The organism is Halopseudomonas sp. (assembly GCF_036961105.1).
GTDB lineage: Bacteria > Pseudomonadota > Gammaproteobacteria > Pseudomonadales > Pseudomonadaceae > Halopseudomonas.
Genome location: NZ_JBALWW010000028.1, coordinates 1 through 16440, shown reverse-complemented (window position 1 = coordinate 16440; position 16440 = coordinate 1). Strand labels below are relative to the sequence as shown.

At 61.6% G+C, this 16440-nt stretch carries 19 protein-coding genes; 15 read left to right on the top strand and 4 right to left on the bottom strand.

What is annotated here, in order from left to right; translation table 11 throughout:
* Nucleotides 1-10: 10 nt before the first annotated feature.
* The 4 genes from V7756_RS17765 to V7756_RS17750 form a co-directional block, all read right to left on the bottom strand.
* Complete coding sequence (locus V7756_RS17765; protein ID WP_335611539.1) at nucleotides 11-628, bottom strand: DUF2796 domain-containing protein; 618 nt, start codon at nucleotides 626-628, stop codon at nucleotides 11-13.
* A 153-nt stretch (nucleotides 629-781) separates the two neighbouring features.
* Entirely contained in the window at nucleotides 782-1666 is an 885-nt protein-coding gene (gene trxA / locus V7756_RS17760; protein ID WP_335611538.1) for a thioredoxin, read from the bottom strand.
* 79 nt (nucleotides 1667-1745) lie between these two features.
* A complete protein-coding gene (locus V7756_RS17755; protein ID WP_335611537.1) occupies nucleotides 1746-2414 on the bottom strand; it encodes a class I SAM-dependent methyltransferase in 669 nt (222 codons plus the stop codon).
* 61 nt (nucleotides 2415-2475) lie between these two features.
* Nucleotides 2476-3381, bottom strand: coding sequence for a LysR family transcriptional regulator (locus V7756_RS17750; RefSeq protein WP_335611536.1), 906 nt, complete (start codon nucleotides 3379-3381; stop codon nucleotides 2476-2478).
* 129 nt (nucleotides 3382-3510) lie between these two features.
* Between V7756_RS17750 and V7756_RS17745 the strand changes: the two genes are divergently transcribed.
* The 15 genes from V7756_RS17745 to V7756_RS17675 all read left to right on the top strand — a co-directional run bounded on the left by V7756_RS17745 (nucleotide 3511) and on the right by V7756_RS17675 (nucleotide 16137).
* On the top strand, nucleotides 3511-4512 hold the full coding sequence (locus V7756_RS17745) for an NAD(P)H-dependent flavin oxidoreductase (RefSeq protein ID WP_335611535.1): 1002 nt from the start codon (nucleotides 3511-3513) through the stop codon (nucleotides 4510-4512).
* The gene (locus V7756_RS17740; protein WP_335611534.1) at nucleotides 4509-5993 is read left to right on the top strand and encodes an AMP-binding protein; all 1485 of its coding nucleotides are present in this window, start codon (nucleotides 4509-4511) and stop codon (nucleotides 5991-5993) included. Before V7756_RS17745 ends, V7756_RS17740 begins: the two co-directional genes overlap by 4 nt.
* A 124-nt stretch (nucleotides 5994-6117) precedes the next feature.
* Entirely contained in the window at nucleotides 6118-6591 is a 474-nt protein-coding gene (gene nrdR / locus V7756_RS17735; protein WP_335611533.1) for a transcriptional regulator NrdR, read from the top strand.
* Nucleotides 6584-7714 carry a bifunctional diaminohydroxyphosphoribosylaminopyrimidine deaminase/5-amino-6-(5-phosphoribosylamino)uracil reductase RibD gene (gene ribD, locus V7756_RS17730; RefSeq protein WP_442909024.1) on the top strand — a complete coding sequence of 377 codons (1131 nt, stop codon included), beginning with the start codon at nucleotides 6584-6586 and terminating at the stop codon, nucleotides 7712-7714. The genes nrdR and ribD overlap by 8 nt, the downstream gene beginning before the upstream one ends.
* Nucleotides 7715-7726: 12 nt before the next feature.
* On the top strand, nucleotides 7727-8983 hold the full coding sequence (nhaD, locus tag V7756_RS17725; protein ID WP_335611531.1) for a sodium:proton antiporter NhaD: 1257 nt from the start codon (nucleotides 7727-7729) through the stop codon (nucleotides 8981-8983).
* 28 nt (nucleotides 8984-9011) lie between these two features.
* On the top strand, nucleotides 9012-9674 hold the full coding sequence (locus V7756_RS17720) for a riboflavin synthase (RefSeq protein WP_335611530.1): 663 nt from the start codon (nucleotides 9012-9014) through the stop codon (nucleotides 9672-9674).
* Between the two features lie 23 nt (nucleotides 9675-9697).
* Nucleotides 9698-10792: a bifunctional 3,4-dihydroxy-2-butanone-4-phosphate synthase/GTP cyclohydrolase II gene (gene ribBA / locus V7756_RS17715; RefSeq protein ID WP_335611529.1), complete on the top strand. Its 1095-nt coding sequence runs from the start codon at nucleotides 9698-9700 to the stop codon at nucleotides 10790-10792.
* Nucleotides 10793-10870: 78 nt separating this feature from the next.
* On the top strand, nucleotides 10871-11347 hold the full coding sequence (ribH, locus tag V7756_RS17710; RefSeq protein ID WP_335611528.1) for a 6,7-dimethyl-8-ribityllumazine synthase: 477 nt from the start codon (nucleotides 10871-10873) through the stop codon (nucleotides 11345-11347).
* Nucleotides 11348-11821, top strand: coding sequence for a transcription antitermination factor NusB (gene nusB, locus V7756_RS17705; protein ID WP_335611527.1), 474 nt, complete (start codon nucleotides 11348-11350; stop codon nucleotides 11819-11821).
* 27 nt (nucleotides 11822-11848) lie between these two features.
* A complete protein-coding gene (gene thiL, locus V7756_RS17700; RefSeq protein ID WP_335611526.1) occupies nucleotides 11849-12844 on the top strand; it encodes a thiamine-phosphate kinase in 996 nt (331 codons plus the stop codon).
* Nucleotides 12837-13331: a phosphatidylglycerophosphatase A family protein gene (locus V7756_RS17695; protein ID WP_335611525.1), complete on the top strand. Its 495-nt coding sequence runs from the start codon at nucleotides 12837-12839 to the stop codon at nucleotides 13329-13331. Before thiL ends, V7756_RS17695 begins: the two co-directional genes overlap by 8 nt.
* Before the next feature lie 68 nt (nucleotides 13332-13399).
* A complete protein-coding gene (locus V7756_RS17690; protein ID WP_335611524.1) occupies nucleotides 13400-14059 on the top strand; it encodes a retropepsin-like aspartic protease family protein in 660 nt (219 codons plus the stop codon).
* Between the two features lie 202 nt (nucleotides 14060-14261).
* The gene (gene ribA, locus V7756_RS17685; protein ID WP_335611523.1) at nucleotides 14262-14885 is read left to right on the top strand and encodes a GTP cyclohydrolase II; all 624 of its coding nucleotides are present in this window, start codon (nucleotides 14262-14264) and stop codon (nucleotides 14883-14885) included.
* Nucleotides 14878-15303 carry an MFS transporter gene (locus V7756_RS17680; protein WP_335611522.1) on the top strand — a complete coding sequence of 142 codons (426 nt, stop codon included), beginning with the start codon at nucleotides 14878-14880 and terminating at the stop codon, nucleotides 15301-15303. The genes ribA and V7756_RS17680 overlap by 8 nt, the downstream gene beginning before the upstream one ends.
* Nucleotides 15304-16137, top strand: coding sequence for a cobalamin-binding protein (locus tag V7756_RS17675; protein ID WP_335611521.1), 834 nt, complete (start codon nucleotides 15304-15306; stop codon nucleotides 16135-16137).
* The last annotated feature ends 303 nt before the right edge of the window (nucleotides 16138-16440 follow it).

Here is a 16440-nt window from a genome sequence, read left to right as displayed (position 1 = left end):
GTTCAGAATATCAGTCCAGCTTCACTGCGCCACTTTCGGCGGACAACTCTGCGCCCATCTGGCCCTTGGCTGTGATGGCTTGCAGATTGATGCGCTCAAGACCGGGGTATAGCTTGAACAGCGGCAGTTCCAGGCGAGTTAGCGCGGCTGGCTCGGCGCAGTCGAAGCTATAGCTGGCCTCGATGTCGGCGTGCGCGTGTTCGTGTTCATCAGCATGCTGCTCGGCGTGTGCTTCATCGTGATCATGGTCTTCGTGCGCATGCTCAGCCGCTTCTTCGTGGGCTTCGGCAAAGAGCGGACTGTGCAAATCGGTCTTTACAAGAGAGCAGTCGGCAGCTGCTGGAAAACTGAACAACTGCTGGGGTTTGCGCAGTTGGGCCTGCACCTCTGCGACCTTTGCCTGGTCTTCCGGGGAATTGGCTGTGTGCTCGAAGCCAACCAGGTTCATTGCCGGGCTATCCAGCTCCAAGTGTACCTGCGAGCCTTCTATTGCCAGATTGAGGCTGGCCACGCCATGTTCGTGGGCGCCCAGGCTGGTGTGCTCCTCGTGCTCATGCTCATGCTCGTGCGCAAGTGCGCCAAGACTAAGCGGGAAGGCCAGGCTGAAAGTAATAAGTTGTCGACGCATGCGGGATACTCCGTAAATGATTGGTCCGACACATAATGTTATCTTATATCGTTTATGTAAAGGTCGGATGCCGGTCCGCGCATTGGTCAATGGCGTACGTTGTATCTCTTAGCCAGGATATTGCGCAGTAGGCGGTGCCGCTCTGCCGTATTGTCAGTAAAGCAACTGGTATAAGCGACGACGATATTGAATGGTCAGCGAGTTGGCGCCGCCGAGCAGGTCGAATACCTGCATCAGGGTTTTCTGCGCGGCACCGTCAGCGTAGCTGCGGTCGCTCTGCATCAGTCCCAACAGCCCGCCCATGGCATTCTCGTAATCCTGCCGGGCAAGACCGAGAATCGCCAACTGGTAAGCCGCTTCGCTATCGTGCGGGTCGCTGGCCAGGCGGCTGGTCAGCAGTTCGGCTGCCGGGTACTCGGCAGCCTGGCGCTTGAACACCCATTGGGTCTTGAGTTGGCTGATCGCCTCCTTGTGCTGCTCTGGCTTGCTGATGGCCCCCAGCACCTGCTCGGCATCGTCCAGTTCACCATGCTCTCCCAGCGCCCGTGCCAGCAACAGCAGCAATGCATCACTGGACTGCTCGGCAATCGCTTGCTGCAGCAGGGCGATGGCCTCGGCAATGGCGCCTGTATCCAGTAGGGTGGTCGCCTCGGCAGCAGGGTCGGCTGGCTCCGGCGCAGCTGCCACTGGCTCGGGAGCGGCGCCAATATGCGGGATCAGCAATTCGCGGATGGCGCTTTCCGGTTGAATGCCGGCAAAGCCTTCAACCGGTTGGCCATCCTTGAACAGCACTACCGTAGGCAGGCTGCGGATACCGAACCGCTCGCTCAGCGCGGCTTCTTCGTCGCAATTGACCTTGGCCAGCAGCAGCTCACCGGCGTAGCTGTCGGCAATGGTCGTGAGTGTCGGCAACAGTGCCTTGCAGGGCGCGCACCAGTCGGCCCAAAAATCGACCAGAACCGGTTTGTGGAAGGAGTTCTCGAGCACGTAGCGATCGAAGGTGTCGGTGGTGACATCAAACAGGTAGGGCGATGACATGGCTATTCCGATACAAGGGGTGGCGGGCGCGCGTGCGTCCCAAGTCTGGTTGCCTTTATAGGGCTGGCGCGGGGCTATATCAAGTATTGCCGAGCGCGGCCCCGGCGGCATACAGGCTGACCTGGCGAAATTCCAGTGGCTCGCCCAGGTCCGGCCAGGTGCGCCCGGGCAGTATCTGCTGGCGCTGATAGGGCGGGTGATGCAGTTCGCGCACGCGCGAATCGGCGATCAGTACGGCGTCAGCGCGGCCGGCAAAGTGGTCAAGGAACGGACGGTTTTCGGCGTCGTAGAGCACATCGGCGGCGATGATCAGATCCAGCGGGCCGTTGACGGCAAAGTAGTCGCCAGCGATCTCCACACGCATGTCGTTGAGTTTGGCGTTCAGTGCACAGGCCAGTTGCGCGGGTTGATCCAGGTCGCAGGCAATCACGCTTTCGGCCCCCGCCAGTTTGCAGGCCAGCGCGACTACGCCGGAGCCGGCACCGAAATCCAGCACCCGTTTGCCACGCACCTGCTGCGGGTTGTCGAGCACCCAGCGCGCTAACGCCAGGCCGCTGCCCCAGCAAAAGCCCCAGTAAGGCGGGTGTTCCAGCAGGCGGCGGGTCTCTTCACTGTCGAAGGCGCGGTCCAGATTGGCCGGGTCGAGCAGCCAGAGCTCCAGCTCTTCCAGTCCGGGCAGGCGCGCGGGCAGCAGTTGAGCGTCGCTCAGCACCTTGTTCAGTTCGGTGTTCAGGGCAGCAAGGGTCATGGGGGGATCCGCAGTGGTCTCGGCTGCATTGTAACGCTGGGCTAGCCAGCCCGCAGCCCCGTCAGCCCGGCAACAGGCTGCGCAGACGGCTGTGCAGAAACTCGATCAGGGTGCGCGTGGCCAGCGTGGGATAAAGATTGGGTGCGGTCAGCAGGTACAGCTGGTCGCCCCAGGCGCTGACGCGCACGCGCTGGTTGGGCAACAGGCGTATCAGCTCGCCGCTGTCCAGTTCCTCCTGCACGCTGTACAGCGGCAGCAGGGCGCAGCCAATGGCGGCGAGCGCTGCCCGTTTGAGGAACAGCATGTCTTCGGTCTGCAGGCGTGGCCGCAGGGTCAGGGTGCGCGTCTGCCGACCGTCGAACAGCTCCAGCGGCAGGCGCTGTTCGGGCAGGTTGACGCTGACCATATCCAGTTGCAGCAGGTCGTCCGGCTGCTGCGGCGTGCCGTGTTGTTGCAGGTAGGCAGGGCTGGCGCACAGGGCCCAATCGACCGGCCCGAGATCGCGGGCCACGAGGGTGTCGGGTGGCGTCGAGGTGACCCGTATGGCGACGTCGATCTCGGCGGCCACCAGATCGAAGATACGATTGCTGAAGGTCAGTTGCAGGCTAACCTCAGGGTAGAGCGCAGCGAACTCCAGTAGCAGCGGGCCGACCACCTGCTGGCCGAGGGCGACCGGGACGCTGAGGCGAATATGCCCGCGCAGATTTTTGCCCAGGTCGTCGACCGTGGCCTGCAGGGCGCTGAGTTCCTGGCTTATGCGCGCGGCATGCTCGTACAACGCCCAGCCAATCTGCGTGGGTTCCACTCTGCGCGTGGTACGACGAAACAGCTGCACCTGCATGCTTTGCTCCAGAGCCTTGAGCCGCCGGCTCACGTGCGAGCGCGAGGTGCCCAGGCGGCGTGCGGCGCTGCTCATGCTGCCGGCTTCGACTACGGCGCTGAGAAACTGCAGGGTTTTTATATCCACTGATTGTTGCCTATCTGTAAACAGTTTGGGCTCGCTGCCGGGTATTGTAGATCAATTGGTCGGCTTCTATAGTCCAGGCACGCGAATATTCAGGTGCGTTAAGCGCACGACTTTTCAAGGAGAACAACAATGAGTCTTCCCAGCGTTCTGCAGAACTCACTCAAGCTGCCGGTTATCTGCTCCCCCCTGTTCATCATCTCCAACCCTGATCTGGTCATTGCCCAGTGCAAGGCCGGCGTGGTGGGTTCTTTTCCGGCCCTCAATGCGCGCCCGGCGGAGGAGCTGGAAGTCTGGCTCAAGCGCATTACCAGCGAGCTGGCCGAGTACCAGGCGGCCAACCCGGAAGCGGTGGTGGCGCCCTTTGCGGTTAACCAGATCGTGCACAGCAGCAACGACCGCCTGCAGCATGATGTGGAAATGTGCGTGAAGTACAAGGTGCCGATCATCATTACCAGCCTGCGCGCGCCCAACGAGGTAGTCGGCCCGATCCACAGCTACGGCGGCCTGGTGTTCCATGATGTGATCAACGTGAAGCACGCGAAGAAAGCCATTGAGGCGGGTGTGGACGGTCTGATTCTGGTCTGTGCTGGCGCCGGTGGTCACGCCGGGCAGCTCAGCCCGTTTGCGCTGGTGTCGGAGATCCGTGCTTTCTACGACGGCCCCATCATCCTTTCCGGCTCCATCGCCAAGGGCGAGCAGATTCTCGCGGCCCAGGCCATGGGCGCCGACCTGGCCTACATGGGCACGCGCTTTATCGCCACCCATGAAGCCAACGCCGACGCGGCCTACAAGCAGATGCTGGTGGATACAAGCGCCGACGACATCGTCTACAGCAACCTGTTTACCGGCGTGCACGGTAACTACCTCAAGCCCAGCATCCAGAATGCCGGGATGGATCCGAACAACCTACCCGAGGGCGACAAGAGCAGCATGAAGTTCGGCTCCGGCGGCAGCAACAAGAGCAAGGCCTGGCGTGATATCTGGGGCGCAGGGCAGGGTGTGGGCAGCATCGGCGGCATCACCTCCACTGCCGAAGCCGTAAGCCAGTTGGAGCAGGAATATGCCAGCGCGCGTGCACGCATGCAGCAGATTGCCAGCCCCTACGGTGGTGATAAAGGCGGCCAGGCGTGACCGCGCGCCTGATCTGCGGAGAGCTTGACCGCAGCGGTGATCAGGTAGCCCAGCGTGCCTTGCAGCTGGCCGGTGGTCTGGCCCGGCTGGGTGTGGAAGATGGCGACGTGATTGCCGTGATGCTGCGTAATGGCCCCGCCTTTGTTGATGCGATCCAGAGCTGTCAGACCGCCGGCTGCTTTTATTGCCCGGTTAACTGGCACTTCAAGGCCGATGAGGTGGCATTCCTGCTGCAGGACTCGGCGGCCAAGGTGTTTCTGGTTGAGGCCGACCTGCTGGATGCGCTTCGCGGCGCCATCCCGGCCGGCGTGGTGGTGCTGGTCAATGGTGCGGAAGGCGGCCTGACCGCTGGCCGACTGCCGTACGAGCCCTGGCTGGCCGAGCAGGCGCCCTATGCCGGTGAGCCACGCACCCCGCGTGCGCACATGGCCTACACCTCCGGCACGACCGGGCGGCCCAAGGGCGTCAAGCGCCTCGCCCCGGCGCCGGAAGAACGCGAAGCCATGGCCGCCGCCATGCAGGGCCTGTCGCGCGCCGCCTGGGGTATCGAGCCGGGCGTGCGCACCCTGGTGTCGGCACCGCTGTATCACAGTGCGCCCAGCTCCTTTGCCCTGCAGTCGATTCTGCAGGCTGAACTGATGGTGGTGATGCCGCGCTTTGACGCCGAGCAGACGCTGGCATTGATCGAGCAATACCGCATCGACACGGTGTTTCTGGTGCCCATCATGTATGTGCGGTTGCTGCGCCTGCCGGCCGAGGTGCGGGCAAGATACGATCTGTCGTCGGTGCGCTTTGTTGCCTCCACCGGCGCGCCCTGCGCCCCGGACGTGAAGCTGGCGATGCTCGACTGGTGGGGTCCGGTCATCTATGAGACCTACGCCTCCAGCGAGACCGGCATGATCACCATTCAGGACCCGGCTTCGGCGCGGCGCAAGCCCGGCAGTGTGGGGCTGCCCATTGGGCAGACGCGGATCCGCATTGTCGATGAGCAGGGCAACGACTGCCCGGTAGGTGAGCCCGGCGTGATCTATGTGCGCCAGCCTGCGGTGCCGGACTTTACCTATCTGAACAATGAGGGCGCACGCGAGAAGGCCGGTTTGAACGATCTGGCGACCGTGGGCGACATTGGTTATCTGGATGACGAGGGCTATCTGTACGTCTGTGATCGCAAATCCGACATGGTCATCTCGGGTGGCGTGAACATCTATCCGGCCGAGATAGAACATGTGCTGATCACGCTGCCCGGCGTCACCGACTGCGCCGTGCTGGGTGTGCCGGATGCCGAATACGGTGAGTCGTTGCTGGCGGTGGTGGCGGCGCCAGCCGGTCTGCTCAGCGCCGAGCAGGTGCAGGCACATGTGCGTGAGCGTCTGGCCGGCTACAAGGTGCCGCGCCGGGTCGAGTTGGTGGAGAGTTTGCCGCGCGATGACAACGGCAAGGTGGCCAAGCGGCGGTTGCGCGAACACTTTGTTGCATCCTGAGCCCGCACGCCCGGATTTCCTGCTTTTGCGCCAGGTTTATGGCAGGGAAATGTAAGGATACATTTTTATCGCGGCCTACAAGAGAGTAAGATGTAGGCCGCTTTTATCCTTCCGGGAAACTTACATGCATTGTCCATTCTGTGGCGCCAATGACACCAAGGTGATCGACTCACGCCTCGTGGCGGAGGGTGACCAGGTGCGCCGGCGCCGCGAGTGCCTCGCCTGTCAGGAAAGATTCACCACCTTCGAAACCGCCGAATTGGTGCTGCCACGCATCATCAAACAGGACGGCCGGCGTCAGCCCTTCGATGAAGACAAACTGCGTGCCGGCTTCCAGCGTGCGCTGGAGAAACGCCCGGTCAGTGTTGAGCAGATAGAAGCCGCCATCGGCCACATCAAGCACCGCTTGCGCGCCACCGGCGAGCGCGAAGTCAAGGCCATGGTGGTGGGCGAAATGGTGATGCGCGAGCTCAAGCAACTCGACGAAGTCGCCTATATCCGCTTTGCCTCCGTATACCGCCGCTTTCAGGATCTCAACCAGTTCCGCGAGGAGATCGAGCGACTGTCGCGACGTGAACAGGATGAATCCGATGCCTGAGTGGAGCCGCGTCGATCGCGAATGGATGAGCCGTGCGCTTGAGCTGGCCGCACGCGGGCTGTACACCACCGAGCCCAACCCGCGCGTCGGCTGTGTGCTGGTGCAGGGCGCGGCGCTGGTCGGCGCAGGCTGGCATGTGCAGGCCGGCGATGGCCATGCCGAAGTCAATGCGTTGGCGCAGGCTGGCGAGCGTGCGCGCGGCGCTACCGCTTACGTGACCCTGGAACCCTGCAGCCACACCGGCAAGACGCCGCCCTGCGCCGATGCGCTGATCAAGGCCGGCGTCAGCCGCGTCGTTGCTGCCATGCAAGACCCCAATCCTCTGGTCGCCGGTCAGGGCCTGCAACGACTGAAAGACGCTGGTATCAGTGTCGAGTGCGGTCTACTGGAAGCGCAAGCGCAGGAATTGAACCCGGGCTTTATCAAGCGTATGCAGCAGGGCTTGCCTTGGGTGCGGGTCAAGTTGGCCATGAGCCTGGACGGTCGCACAGCGATGGCCAGCGGCGAAAGCAAATGGATTACCGGTCCCGCGGCGCGGGCCGATGTGCAGCGCCTGCGGGCGCGCAGCGGCGCCGTGATCAGCGGTGCCGACAGCGTCTTGCTGGATGACTCGGCCCTGACCGTGCGTGCCAGCGAACTGGGTCTGCCCGCTGACGAGGCGAGTGCCGCCGTGCAGCGTCAGCCGCTGCGGGTATTGATCGACAGCCTGCGGCGCGTGCCGCTGGATCAACGTTTTTTCCGCGAGACCGGCCCCACGCTGGTGATCAGCACCAGTGCCGAGCAGGCCGCGGATTCCTATCAGGCCATTGGCAGTGAGCTGCTGGCGCTGCCCGGCGATGAGGGCAAGGTGGACCTGTCCACTGTGCTGCGCACGCTGGCCGAGCGCGGCTGCAACGAGGTGCTGGTCGAGGCCGGTGCCGCGCTTTCTGGCGCTTTCTGGCGTGCCGGTCTGGTAGACGAACTGATTGTGTATATGGCGCCGCGCCTGCTGGGAAGCCAGGCGCGCCCCCTGATGCAGCTCCCCTTCGAGAGCATGAGCGAGGCGATGGATGTCGCCGTTTCCGATATGCGAGCCATAGGCCAGGATTGGCGCATCACCGCACGCCCGATTTTCCCTTCCTGAGAGTGTCAAACAATGCAAAGCAGCATACAGCTACTGCTGGTGGTGATGGCAATCATCGCCTTTCTGGGCGTGGTTCTTGAAGAAGTAATACATGTAAACAAGGCCAAGGTGGTGCTGCTGTTCGGCGCGCTGTCCTGGATGGTGCTCTTTATTGCCGCACCGGACGCGGCCATGCGCGAAAGCGTACAGGAGGCGCTGAACGAGAACATCACCGATATCGCCAGCCTCTGGCTGTTCCTGCTGGCAACCATGACCTTCGTTGCCTATCTGAACAAGAAGGGCCTGATCGAGAACATTATCTACCGGATTCTGCCGGGGCGTATCACCGAGCGGAAACTGCTGTTTCTGACCGGCGTATTCTGCTTCGTGTTCTCCTCGATTGCCGATAACATCACGGCAACGCTGGTGTCAGTTGCGCTGGTGCTAAGCCTCAATCTTGAGCTGCGCAAGATGCTGCGCTTTGCCACTCTGGTGGTGTTTGCGGTCAACTCCGGTGGTGTGGCGATGATCACCGGCGACGTAACCACGCTGATGATCTTCATGGCCGACAAGGTCGAGATCACCAATTTGCTGCTGCTGAGTGCGCCGGCGTTGCTGGCGGTATTGCTGCTGGCCGCACTGCTGTCGGTGGGTCTGAACAGCGAAGTGATCATCGAGAAAAACGCCCTGCACGAGCTGCGTGGGGTAGACAAGCTGATCGGCGCGCTCTTCCTGCTGACCATCGTCGCTACCATCCTGCTCAGCCTGTTCTTCGCCATCCCGCCGGTACTGACCTTCCTCACTGGCCTGGCGACGATGTTTCTGATTGCGCGTTTCTTCAATGAAGACATCGATAACGATCCGATTCTGGAATACATCCGCGTCATCGAGTTCGAGACCTTGCTGTTCTTCCTCGGCGTGCTGCTGCTGGTGGGCATGCTGCAGTTCATCGGTACGCTGCAGAGCCTGACGTCACTGTACGACATCATGCCGACGCTGCTGGCCAACTTCCTGATGGGCATGCTGTCGGCGCTGATCGACAACGTACCGCTGACCGCTGCGCTGCTGAAAGCCGATCTGCAGATGAGCGCCGCGGAGTGGATGGGCCTGACCTATGCTGTCGGTGTGGGCGGTTCCCTGCTTATAATTGGCTCCGCTGCCGGCATCGTTGCCATGAGCAAGATGCCCGGCCTTACATTCATTACCTACCTGCGCAGCTTTGGCCTGTTGCTGATGGCCTTTGCCGTCGGTTTTATCGGCGTCTATGGGTTGGGTCTGCTGGTCGCCTGACCGGCATTGAGCAAGTACGAGGCAGTCTATGTTTACCGGCATTATCGAAGCAGTCGGCCAGATTCAGAGCATGCAGCCCAGTGGCGGCGATGTGCGCCTGTACGTGAAAACCGGCAAGCTGGATCTGGGCGACGTCAAACTGGGCGACAGCATTGCGGTCAATGGCGTGTGCCTGACTGCGGTCGAGTTGCCCGGCGACGGTTTCTGGGCTGACGTCAGTCAGGAGACCATTCGCCGCACGGCACTGTCGCGGCTCAAGCCCGGCAGCCGAGTCAATCTGGAAAAGGCGCTGACGCCGACCACGCGCCTGGGCGGTCATCTGGTCAGTGGTCATGTGGATGGCGTCGGCAAGGTGCTGTCGATGCAGGAAGATGCCCGTTCCTGGCATTTTCGCATCAAGGCCCCGGCCGAACTGGCCAAGTATATTGCCGAAAAGGGCTCGATCACGGTTGACGGCACCAGCCTTACGGTGAACGCCGTGGAAGGCGCGGTTTTCCACCTGAACATAGTGCCGCACACCCTGCAGGAAACCATCATGGGCGACTACCAGAACGGTAGCCCGGTCAATCTGGAAGTGGATCTGATCGCCCGTTATCTCGAGCGCCTGTTGCTCGGCGAGAAGGCTGCAGAGCCTACCGCCAGCGGTATCAGCATGGCCTTTCTGGCCGAGAACGGTTTTCTGAAATCCTGATTAACCTGCCCCTGGAGGGCCGGATGAAACTGAACAGCATTGAAGAACTGATTGAAGATATTCGCGCCGGCAAGATGGTCATCCTCATGGATGACGAAGACCGCGAGAATGAAGGCGACCTGATCATGGCCGCCGAGGCCTGTCAGGCCGAGCACATCAATTTCATGGCCCGCTACGGTCGTGGTCTGATCTGCATGCCAATGAGCCTGGAGCACTGCGAACGTCTCAAATTACCCTTGATGGTGCAGCGCAATGGCTCCGGTTTTGGTACCAAGTTCACCGTCTCCATTGAGGCGGCTGAAGGGGTCACCACGGGCATCTCTGCCGCAGACCGCGCGCGCACCGTGCAGGCGGCCGCTGCGCCGAATGCGGTTGCCGAAGACATTGTCAGCCCCGGACATATCTTCCCGCTGATGGCGCAACCCGGCGGCGTGCTGGCGCGAGCCGGCCACACCGAGGCGTCCTGCGATCTGTCGCGCATGGGCGGCTTTGGCGAGTCGGCGGTGATCTGCGAAATCATGAACGACGACGGCAGCATGTCGCGTCGCCCCGATCTGGAAAACTTTGCCAAGCAGCACGACCTGAAGATCGGCACCATTGCCGACCTGATCCACTATCGCCTGCTCAATGAGCGTACGGTCGAGCGCGCCGAAGAGAAACAGCTGAAGAGCGAATTGGGCGAGTTTCGCCTGGTGGCCTACCGTGACCGTACCGATGACGTGGTGCACATGGCGTTGACGCTCGGCGATATTCAGCCGGAAGAACCGACCCTGGTGCGCGTGCATAACGTGGATCCGCTGCGCGATCTGTTTCTGGTTCCCGAAAGTGGCCGCTGGAGCCTGCAGGACGCCATGCGCCGAGTTGCCGCCGAAGGCCGTGGCGTGGTGCTGCTGCTGGGCAATCAGGTAGACAGCGACTCGCTGCTGGCGCACGTCAGCAATCTGGGTGAGGGCAAGACTGCGCCGCGCCGTCCTTCGACCTATAATACGGTCGGGGCCGGATCACAGATTCTGCGTGACCTGGGCGTGCGCAAAATGCGCCTGCTGTCTGCGCCGATGAAGTTCAATGCCATATCCGGGTTCGACCTGGAAGTAGTAGAATACCTGCCCTGCGAATAACTTTACGTTAAAAATTGATGCTTTGATTCACGGCAGCGCCACGCGCACTGCCGGTTCTTTAATTGAGAGAGAGTGCCCATGACTGCTATCCGTACCATCGAAGGCGATTTTGTAACTGGCCAAGGCCGCTATGCACTGGTTGTTGGCCGGTTCAACAGCTTTGTCGTCGAGAGCCTGGTCGAGGGCGCCGTAGACTCACTCAAGCGCCACGGCGTGAAAGAGTCCGACATCACTATCGTCCGCGTGCCGGGCGCCTTTGAAATCCCCTTGATGGTCAAGAAGGTCGCCGACCTGAAAAAGTACGATGCCATCATCACCCTGGGCGCGGTTATCCGTGGCGGCACGCCGCACTTCGAGTACGTGGCTGGCGAATGCGTCAAGGGCGTGGGTTCGGTCTCGCTGGAGTACGGCATTCCGGTCGCCTTCGGCGTGCTGACTGTTGACAGCATCGAGCAGGCCATCGAGCGTTCCGGCACCAAGGCCGGTAACAAAGGTGCAGAAGCGGCCATGTCGGCCTATGAAATGGTCAGTGTGATCAAGCAGCTGGAGGCCTGAGTGGACACCCACGAGCAGCAACCGGCCGCTGGCCGTCCCAAGGCTTCGGCGCGGCGCAAGGCGCGCAGTCTTGCCCTGCAAGCACTGTATTCCTGGCACATGGCCGATCAGCCCTTGTCGGACATCGAAGCGCAGTTTCGTACTGACAATGATTTCAGCAAGGTCGACAGCCCCTATTTCCACGAGCTGCTGACCGGCGTTCCGCGCAACCTCGATGAGCTCGACAATCAACTGGGTGCAGTGCTGGATCGCGATATCAAGGAGCTGGACCCAATCGAGCTGGCCGTGCTGCGCATTGGCGTATACGAGCTGCTCAAGCGCATCGACGTGCCCTATCGTGTGGTCATTAACGAAGCCATCGAGATGGCCAAGTCCTTTGGTGCTACCGATGGCCACAAGTACGTCAACGGCATCCTCGACAAGCTGGCACCACGTTTGCGCAAGGCCGAGGTCAGCGCCGCGCGCAACCGGTAAGCCGCTATAGCGGTGGGAGAGGGCGGCATGGCACTGGACGAATTTGCGCTGATTGGCCGCTACTTTCGCACCGCACAGCTGGAGCGCGCCGCAGACTCTGCCGCGGTGGCGCTGGGCATCGGCGACGATGCGGCGGTGCTGCAGCCGGGCGCCGGCCAGCAGTTGGTGATCTCCACCGATTCACTGTTGGCTGGCGTGCACTTCCCCGAACAATATCCCCCCGCTGAGCTGGGCTATCGCGCGCTGGCGGTGGCGGTCAGTGACCTTGCCGCCATGGCGGCCACCCCCCTTGCCTTCACCCTTGCCCTGAGTCTGCCCCAGGTGGACGAGCCCTGGTTGCAGGCGTTTTCACGTGGGCTGGCAGTAGCTGCACGCGATTTTTCGATCAATCTGATTGGTGGTGACACCACTCGCGGGCCGCTGAATCTCGGCGTCACCGTACTCGGGCAGGTTGCACGCGGGCAGGCTATGCGCCGTGACGGCGCGCGCGGCAGCGACCTGCTTTGTGTTGGCGGCCCCCTGGGGGATGGCGCAGCCGGTCTGGCCGTGGTGCAAGGTAGTGATTTGCCCCCCGGTTTGTCGCTGGCGGGACAAGATTATCTGCAACAGCGCTTCTGGCGGCCCCAGCCGCAGCTGGCGCTGGGGCAGCTGTTGCGCGGGGTGGCCACTGCTGGGCTGGATGTGTCAGATGGGCTGCTGGCCGATGCCGAGCATATTGCCCAGGCCAGTGGCGTGGCGCTGCATATTGATGCCGCGCGCCTGCCCTGCAGCGAAGCGCTGGGCAGTTGGCCCGAGCTGCAGCAGTTGGAGTGGATGCTGCGCGGCGGTGATGACTACGTGCTGCTCTTTACCTTGCCGGCGGCCGCCAAACCGCACATCAGCCAATGGCGCGCGGCAGGGCATGCCATCACCATAATTGGCAGCGTGCACGCCGGTAGCGGTGTGCTGTTGGACGTTGGCAAGGGTTATGCCCCGCTCACTGGTGAGCGCGGTTATCAACATTTCAGGAGTTTGGATGACTGATTCGCAGGAGCACGCACCCGCCTCGGTATGGCGCAACCCCATTCATTTTCTGGCCTTCGGCTTTGGCAGCGGTGCCATGCCCAGGGCGCCGGGTACCTGGGGTACGCTGGTGGCGCTGCCCTTTGTGCTGCTCTGGCAGCAGCTGCCGCCCTGGGGTTACGAGGTAGTTCTGGTGCTGAGTACCTTGCTCGGCATCTGGCTGTGCCACAGAACCGCAGCGGATCTGGGCGTGCACGATCACGGCGGCATTGTCTGGGACGAGTTCGTCGGACTGTGGATAGCGCTTTGGCTGGCGCCGATTGGTTGGCTCTGGTTATTGGCAGGTTTTGTGCTGTTCCGCCTGTTCGATATCTGGAAGCCCTGGCCAATCCGCTGGATTGACCACCATGTGGGCGGCGGGTTCGGCATCATGCTCGACGACATCATTGCTGGCTTTATGGCCCTGGTGGTGTTGTTGCTTGCCGAGTATCTATTGGCTATGGTCTAACGCGGCACCTAGGTGGCACCCGCGTGTAGCCCGCGCGCATCACACCGCACGCAGAAAAGGATAATCGCATGCACAGTCTTCTTATCAAGCTGATCAAGGCCGGCCTTCTACCGCTGACGCTGTGGGCAGGCCTTGCCTGCGCCGAGCCCGTGGTACGTGTGGTGGGACTGTTCGCCAACGCAGCGGTGGTCAATATCGATGGTCAGCGGCACATGTTGCGGGTCGGCAAGCCGGGGCCGCAGGGCGTGACCCTGCTTTCCGCCGACAGCAAGAGTGCGACTATCAGTATCAACGGCGAGCGCCGCCAGCTCGGCCTGCAGCGTGAGTACAGTCAGGGATTTGCCGAGCGCGAGACACAGCAGGTGAGCATCGCACGTGGTCAAGGCGGACACTTTCTTGCGCATGGTTCGATCAATGGCCATAACGTGCAGTTTCTCGTCGATACCGGCGCTACCAGCGTTGCAATGAATTCGTTCCAGGCGCGTCGGCTGGGCATAGATTTTCTGGTCACCGGCACCGAAATTCGCGCCAACACTGCCAGCGGCAATGTGAAGGCCTATCGGGTGCAGCTTGATCGAGTCAAGGTTGGCGATATTGAACTCACAGGTGTGCAGGGCGTGGTGCTTGAGGGCGGCTTTCCGACCGATGTATTACTGGGCATGAGCTGGCTCAACCGGGTGCGCATGGACGATCAGGGCAGTACCCTGGTGCTGGAGCGCAAGTATTGACAGGCAGCGCTGGTCGGCTCGCCCATGCTTTCCTCAGTCTCTCCTGCTGCCTGATCCATATTTGAGCTGCCAGGTTTGCGGCTCGCTTGTGCCACTTGCGCGGCATTCAATCGGCTGATTAGAGCGCCGGGAAGATCGCTCGTGTGGCGTTCTCCTGCTAATATAGCTGCCCCTTTATGCAGCAGCTGTACAGGAGACCGGTGTGACAGTCACCTTCATTGCGTCATCCCAGCTACCCACCCAGTGGGGCACATTCACCATGCACGGCTTTCTCGAAGCGGAGACCGGCAAGGAGCATGTCGTCCTGACCATGGGTAACGTGGCCGATGGCGAGCCTGTGCTGGGCCGTTTGCACTCCGAGTGTCTGACCGGCGACGCGCTCTTCAGCCTGCGCTGTGATTGCGGGTTTCAACTGGAAGCGGCGCTTGAAGCCATCGCCAAAGAGGGCCGCGGCGCGCTTTTGTATCTGCGTCAGGAAGGCCGTGGCATTGGTCTGATGAACAAGATCCGCGCCTATCATCTGCAGGACGGCGGGGCTGATACGGTCGAGGCCAATGAGCTGCTGGGTTTTGGCGCCGATCAGCGTGACTACGGCATCTGCAAGCCGATGCTCGAGCATCTGGGTATCACCAGCCTCAAGTTGCTGACCAACAACCCGCGCAAGGTCAAGGCCATGCAGGGCTTTGGGGTGGAGGTGGCGCAACGGCTACCGCTGCAGTTCGGCAAAAACCCGCATAACAGCAAGTATCTGGCGACGAAGGCCGGCAAGCTGGGTCACATGCTGGGGCAGCTGCACCAGGCCGAAGCCGAGCCAGATGATGTTTGATGCCAAGCCGCAGTGGCGCATCCTGCGTACGCTCTGGCGCATGCAGACGGCCAGCGTGCTGTTGTTGCCGATCCTGGTGGTATGGCTTATGGGCGAGTGGGAAGGCGTGTTGTCTGCTGCAGCCATCCCGTTGTTTGCGCTCGCAATGGCCAGCCTCTTTGTCACCCTGTGGCGCTTTCGGCGCTACAAGCTGGCGCTGATTCAGGCAGAAAAGCTGGGTAACGATGAGGGCGCGCAGGCCGCCTGGGCGGCGCTGCACCGTCAACAAATGTTTGGTCTGTTGGCGGCCGAGTTGCCAGCCTTCATTGGTTTATTTCACTATTTTTGTACTGGCGAATCGATCCCCTTGTTACTGCTGGTGCTGGTCAGCCTCGGGGTCATGGCGCTTTATCGGCCACCGTCTGCCTGGGTCAAGTAAATGCGTCGCAGGCTGATCTGGTGCCTGCGCGTAGCCTTGTTGGTCTGTCTGCCGGTTGCGTCGCTGCAGGCAGATCCTCAGCGTATTGTCAGTCTCGCTCCCTTCCTCACCGATATGGTGCAACTGCTTGGTGCCAGCGACCGCCTGGTCGGCGTGCTGGATGACGGCCAGCTGCCACCTGAACTGGCGCACGTGCCGCGCGTAGGCGCCTATCAAACGCTCTCAGCGGAGAGCATAGTCGCTCAACGGCCTGATCTGATTTTGGCCTGGACCTCTGGCAACCCGCCCGAATTGTTGCAGCGGCTGCGGGGTTGGAATATCGAGGTGGCCGAGTTCGACCCGCAAAGCCTGGCTGATATTGCCAGCGCTACGCAGAGGCTGGGTGAGCTGCTAGGGCAATCCGCTCAGGCCGAGCAGGTGCTCAGTCGCTATCGGCAGCAGTTGCAGGCGTTAGAACCACCGGACGGCCAGGCACCGCAGCGCGTTTTCATTCAGCTGTGGGATAACCCCCTGTATACGGTCGCCGGCGGTCAGCTGGTATCGGATGCGTTGCGGCACTGTGGCGCGCAGAATGTGTTCGCCGAATTGCCCGGGCTGGCCCCCCAGGTGGGCAGAGAGGGGGTGCTGGCGGCCAACCCGGATATCATCATCGCGCTGGCCGATCAGGCCATATCCGCTCAGCCGTGGCTGGATGACTGGCGCCGGTTCCCCGAGTTGAAGGCGGTTGCCAGCAAGCGGCTTTATGTACTGGCCAGCGACCAACTGGTGCGGCCCACACCGCGCGTGGTGGAAGGCGTGGCCAAGCTGTGCGCATTGGTTTCCCCGCAGCCCTGAGTTTTTGTTGGCGCTGGGATTGGCAAATTGTTGCGCAGCGCTTCTGCCTTTCAAGGCTTTCCGGGCTCCCGCAGCCCAGTCGTTCCGGGCCCTACAGCCCAGTGCGCAAAAACCTGCACAGCAGTGCGCAACAATCTGCGCAACTTTCTGTGACCGATGTCACACAAGCCTGTCTCGGTCTTTTCTCCTTCTTTCTAACTGACTGACTTTATTTGAATTTTTTATCTTGGCACAGCTCTTGGTTGTTATTGGCCAGCCGGATCCTCCGGCAACCCTATTTCAAGCAAGGAGAGCAACATGCCA

Coding starts and splice junctions, on each gene's coding strand:
- ribD (WP_442909024.1), top strand. CDS start 6,584: ATGCCTGAGTGGAGCCGCGTCGATCGCGAATGGATGAGCCGTGCGCTT.
- V7756_RS17690 (WP_335611524.1), top strand. CDS start 13,400: ATGCACAGTCTTCTTATCAAGCTGATCAAGGCCGGCCTTCTACCGCTG.
- V7756_RS17745 (WP_335611535.1), top strand. CDS start 3,511: ATGAGTCTTCCCAGCGTTCTGCAGAACTCACTCAAGCTGCCGGTTATC.
- trxA (WP_335611538.1), bottom strand. CDS start 1,666: ATGTCATCGCCCTACCTGTTTGATGTCACCACCGACACCTTCGATCGC.
- ribH (WP_335611528.1), top strand. CDS start 10,871: ATGACTGCTATCCGTACCATCGAAGGCGATTTTGTAACTGGCCAAGGC.
- nrdR (WP_335611533.1), top strand. CDS start 6,118: ATGCATTGTCCATTCTGTGGCGCCAATGACACCAAGGTGATCGACTCA.
- V7756_RS17680 (WP_335611522.1), top strand. CDS start 14,878: ATGTTTGATGCCAAGCCGCAGTGGCGCATCCTGCGTACGCTCTGGCGC.
- ribBA (WP_335611529.1), top strand. CDS start 9,698: ATGAAACTGAACAGCATTGAAGAACTGATTGAAGATATTCGCGCCGGC.
- V7756_RS17695 (WP_335611525.1), top strand. CDS start 12,837: ATGACTGATTCGCAGGAGCACGCACCCGCCTCGGTATGGCGCAACCCC.
- V7756_RS17765 (WP_335611539.1), bottom strand. CDS start 628: ATGCGTCGACAACTTATTACTTTCAGCCTGGCCTTCCCGCTTAGTCTT.
- thiL (WP_335611526.1), top strand. CDS start 11,849: ATGGCACTGGACGAATTTGCGCTGATTGGCCGCTACTTTCGCACCGCA.
- V7756_RS17675 (WP_335611521.1), top strand. CDS start 15,304: ATGCGTCGCAGGCTGATCTGGTGCCTGCGCGTAGCCTTGTTGGTCTGT.
- V7756_RS17755 (WP_335611537.1), bottom strand. CDS start 2,414: ATGACCCTTGCTGCCCTGAACACCGAACTGAACAAGGTGCTGAGCGAC.
- nhaD (WP_335611531.1), top strand. CDS start 7,727: ATGCAAAGCAGCATACAGCTACTGCTGGTGGTGATGGCAATCATCGCC.
- V7756_RS17720 (WP_335611530.1), top strand. CDS start 9,012: ATGTTTACCGGCATTATCGAAGCAGTCGGCCAGATTCAGAGCATGCAG.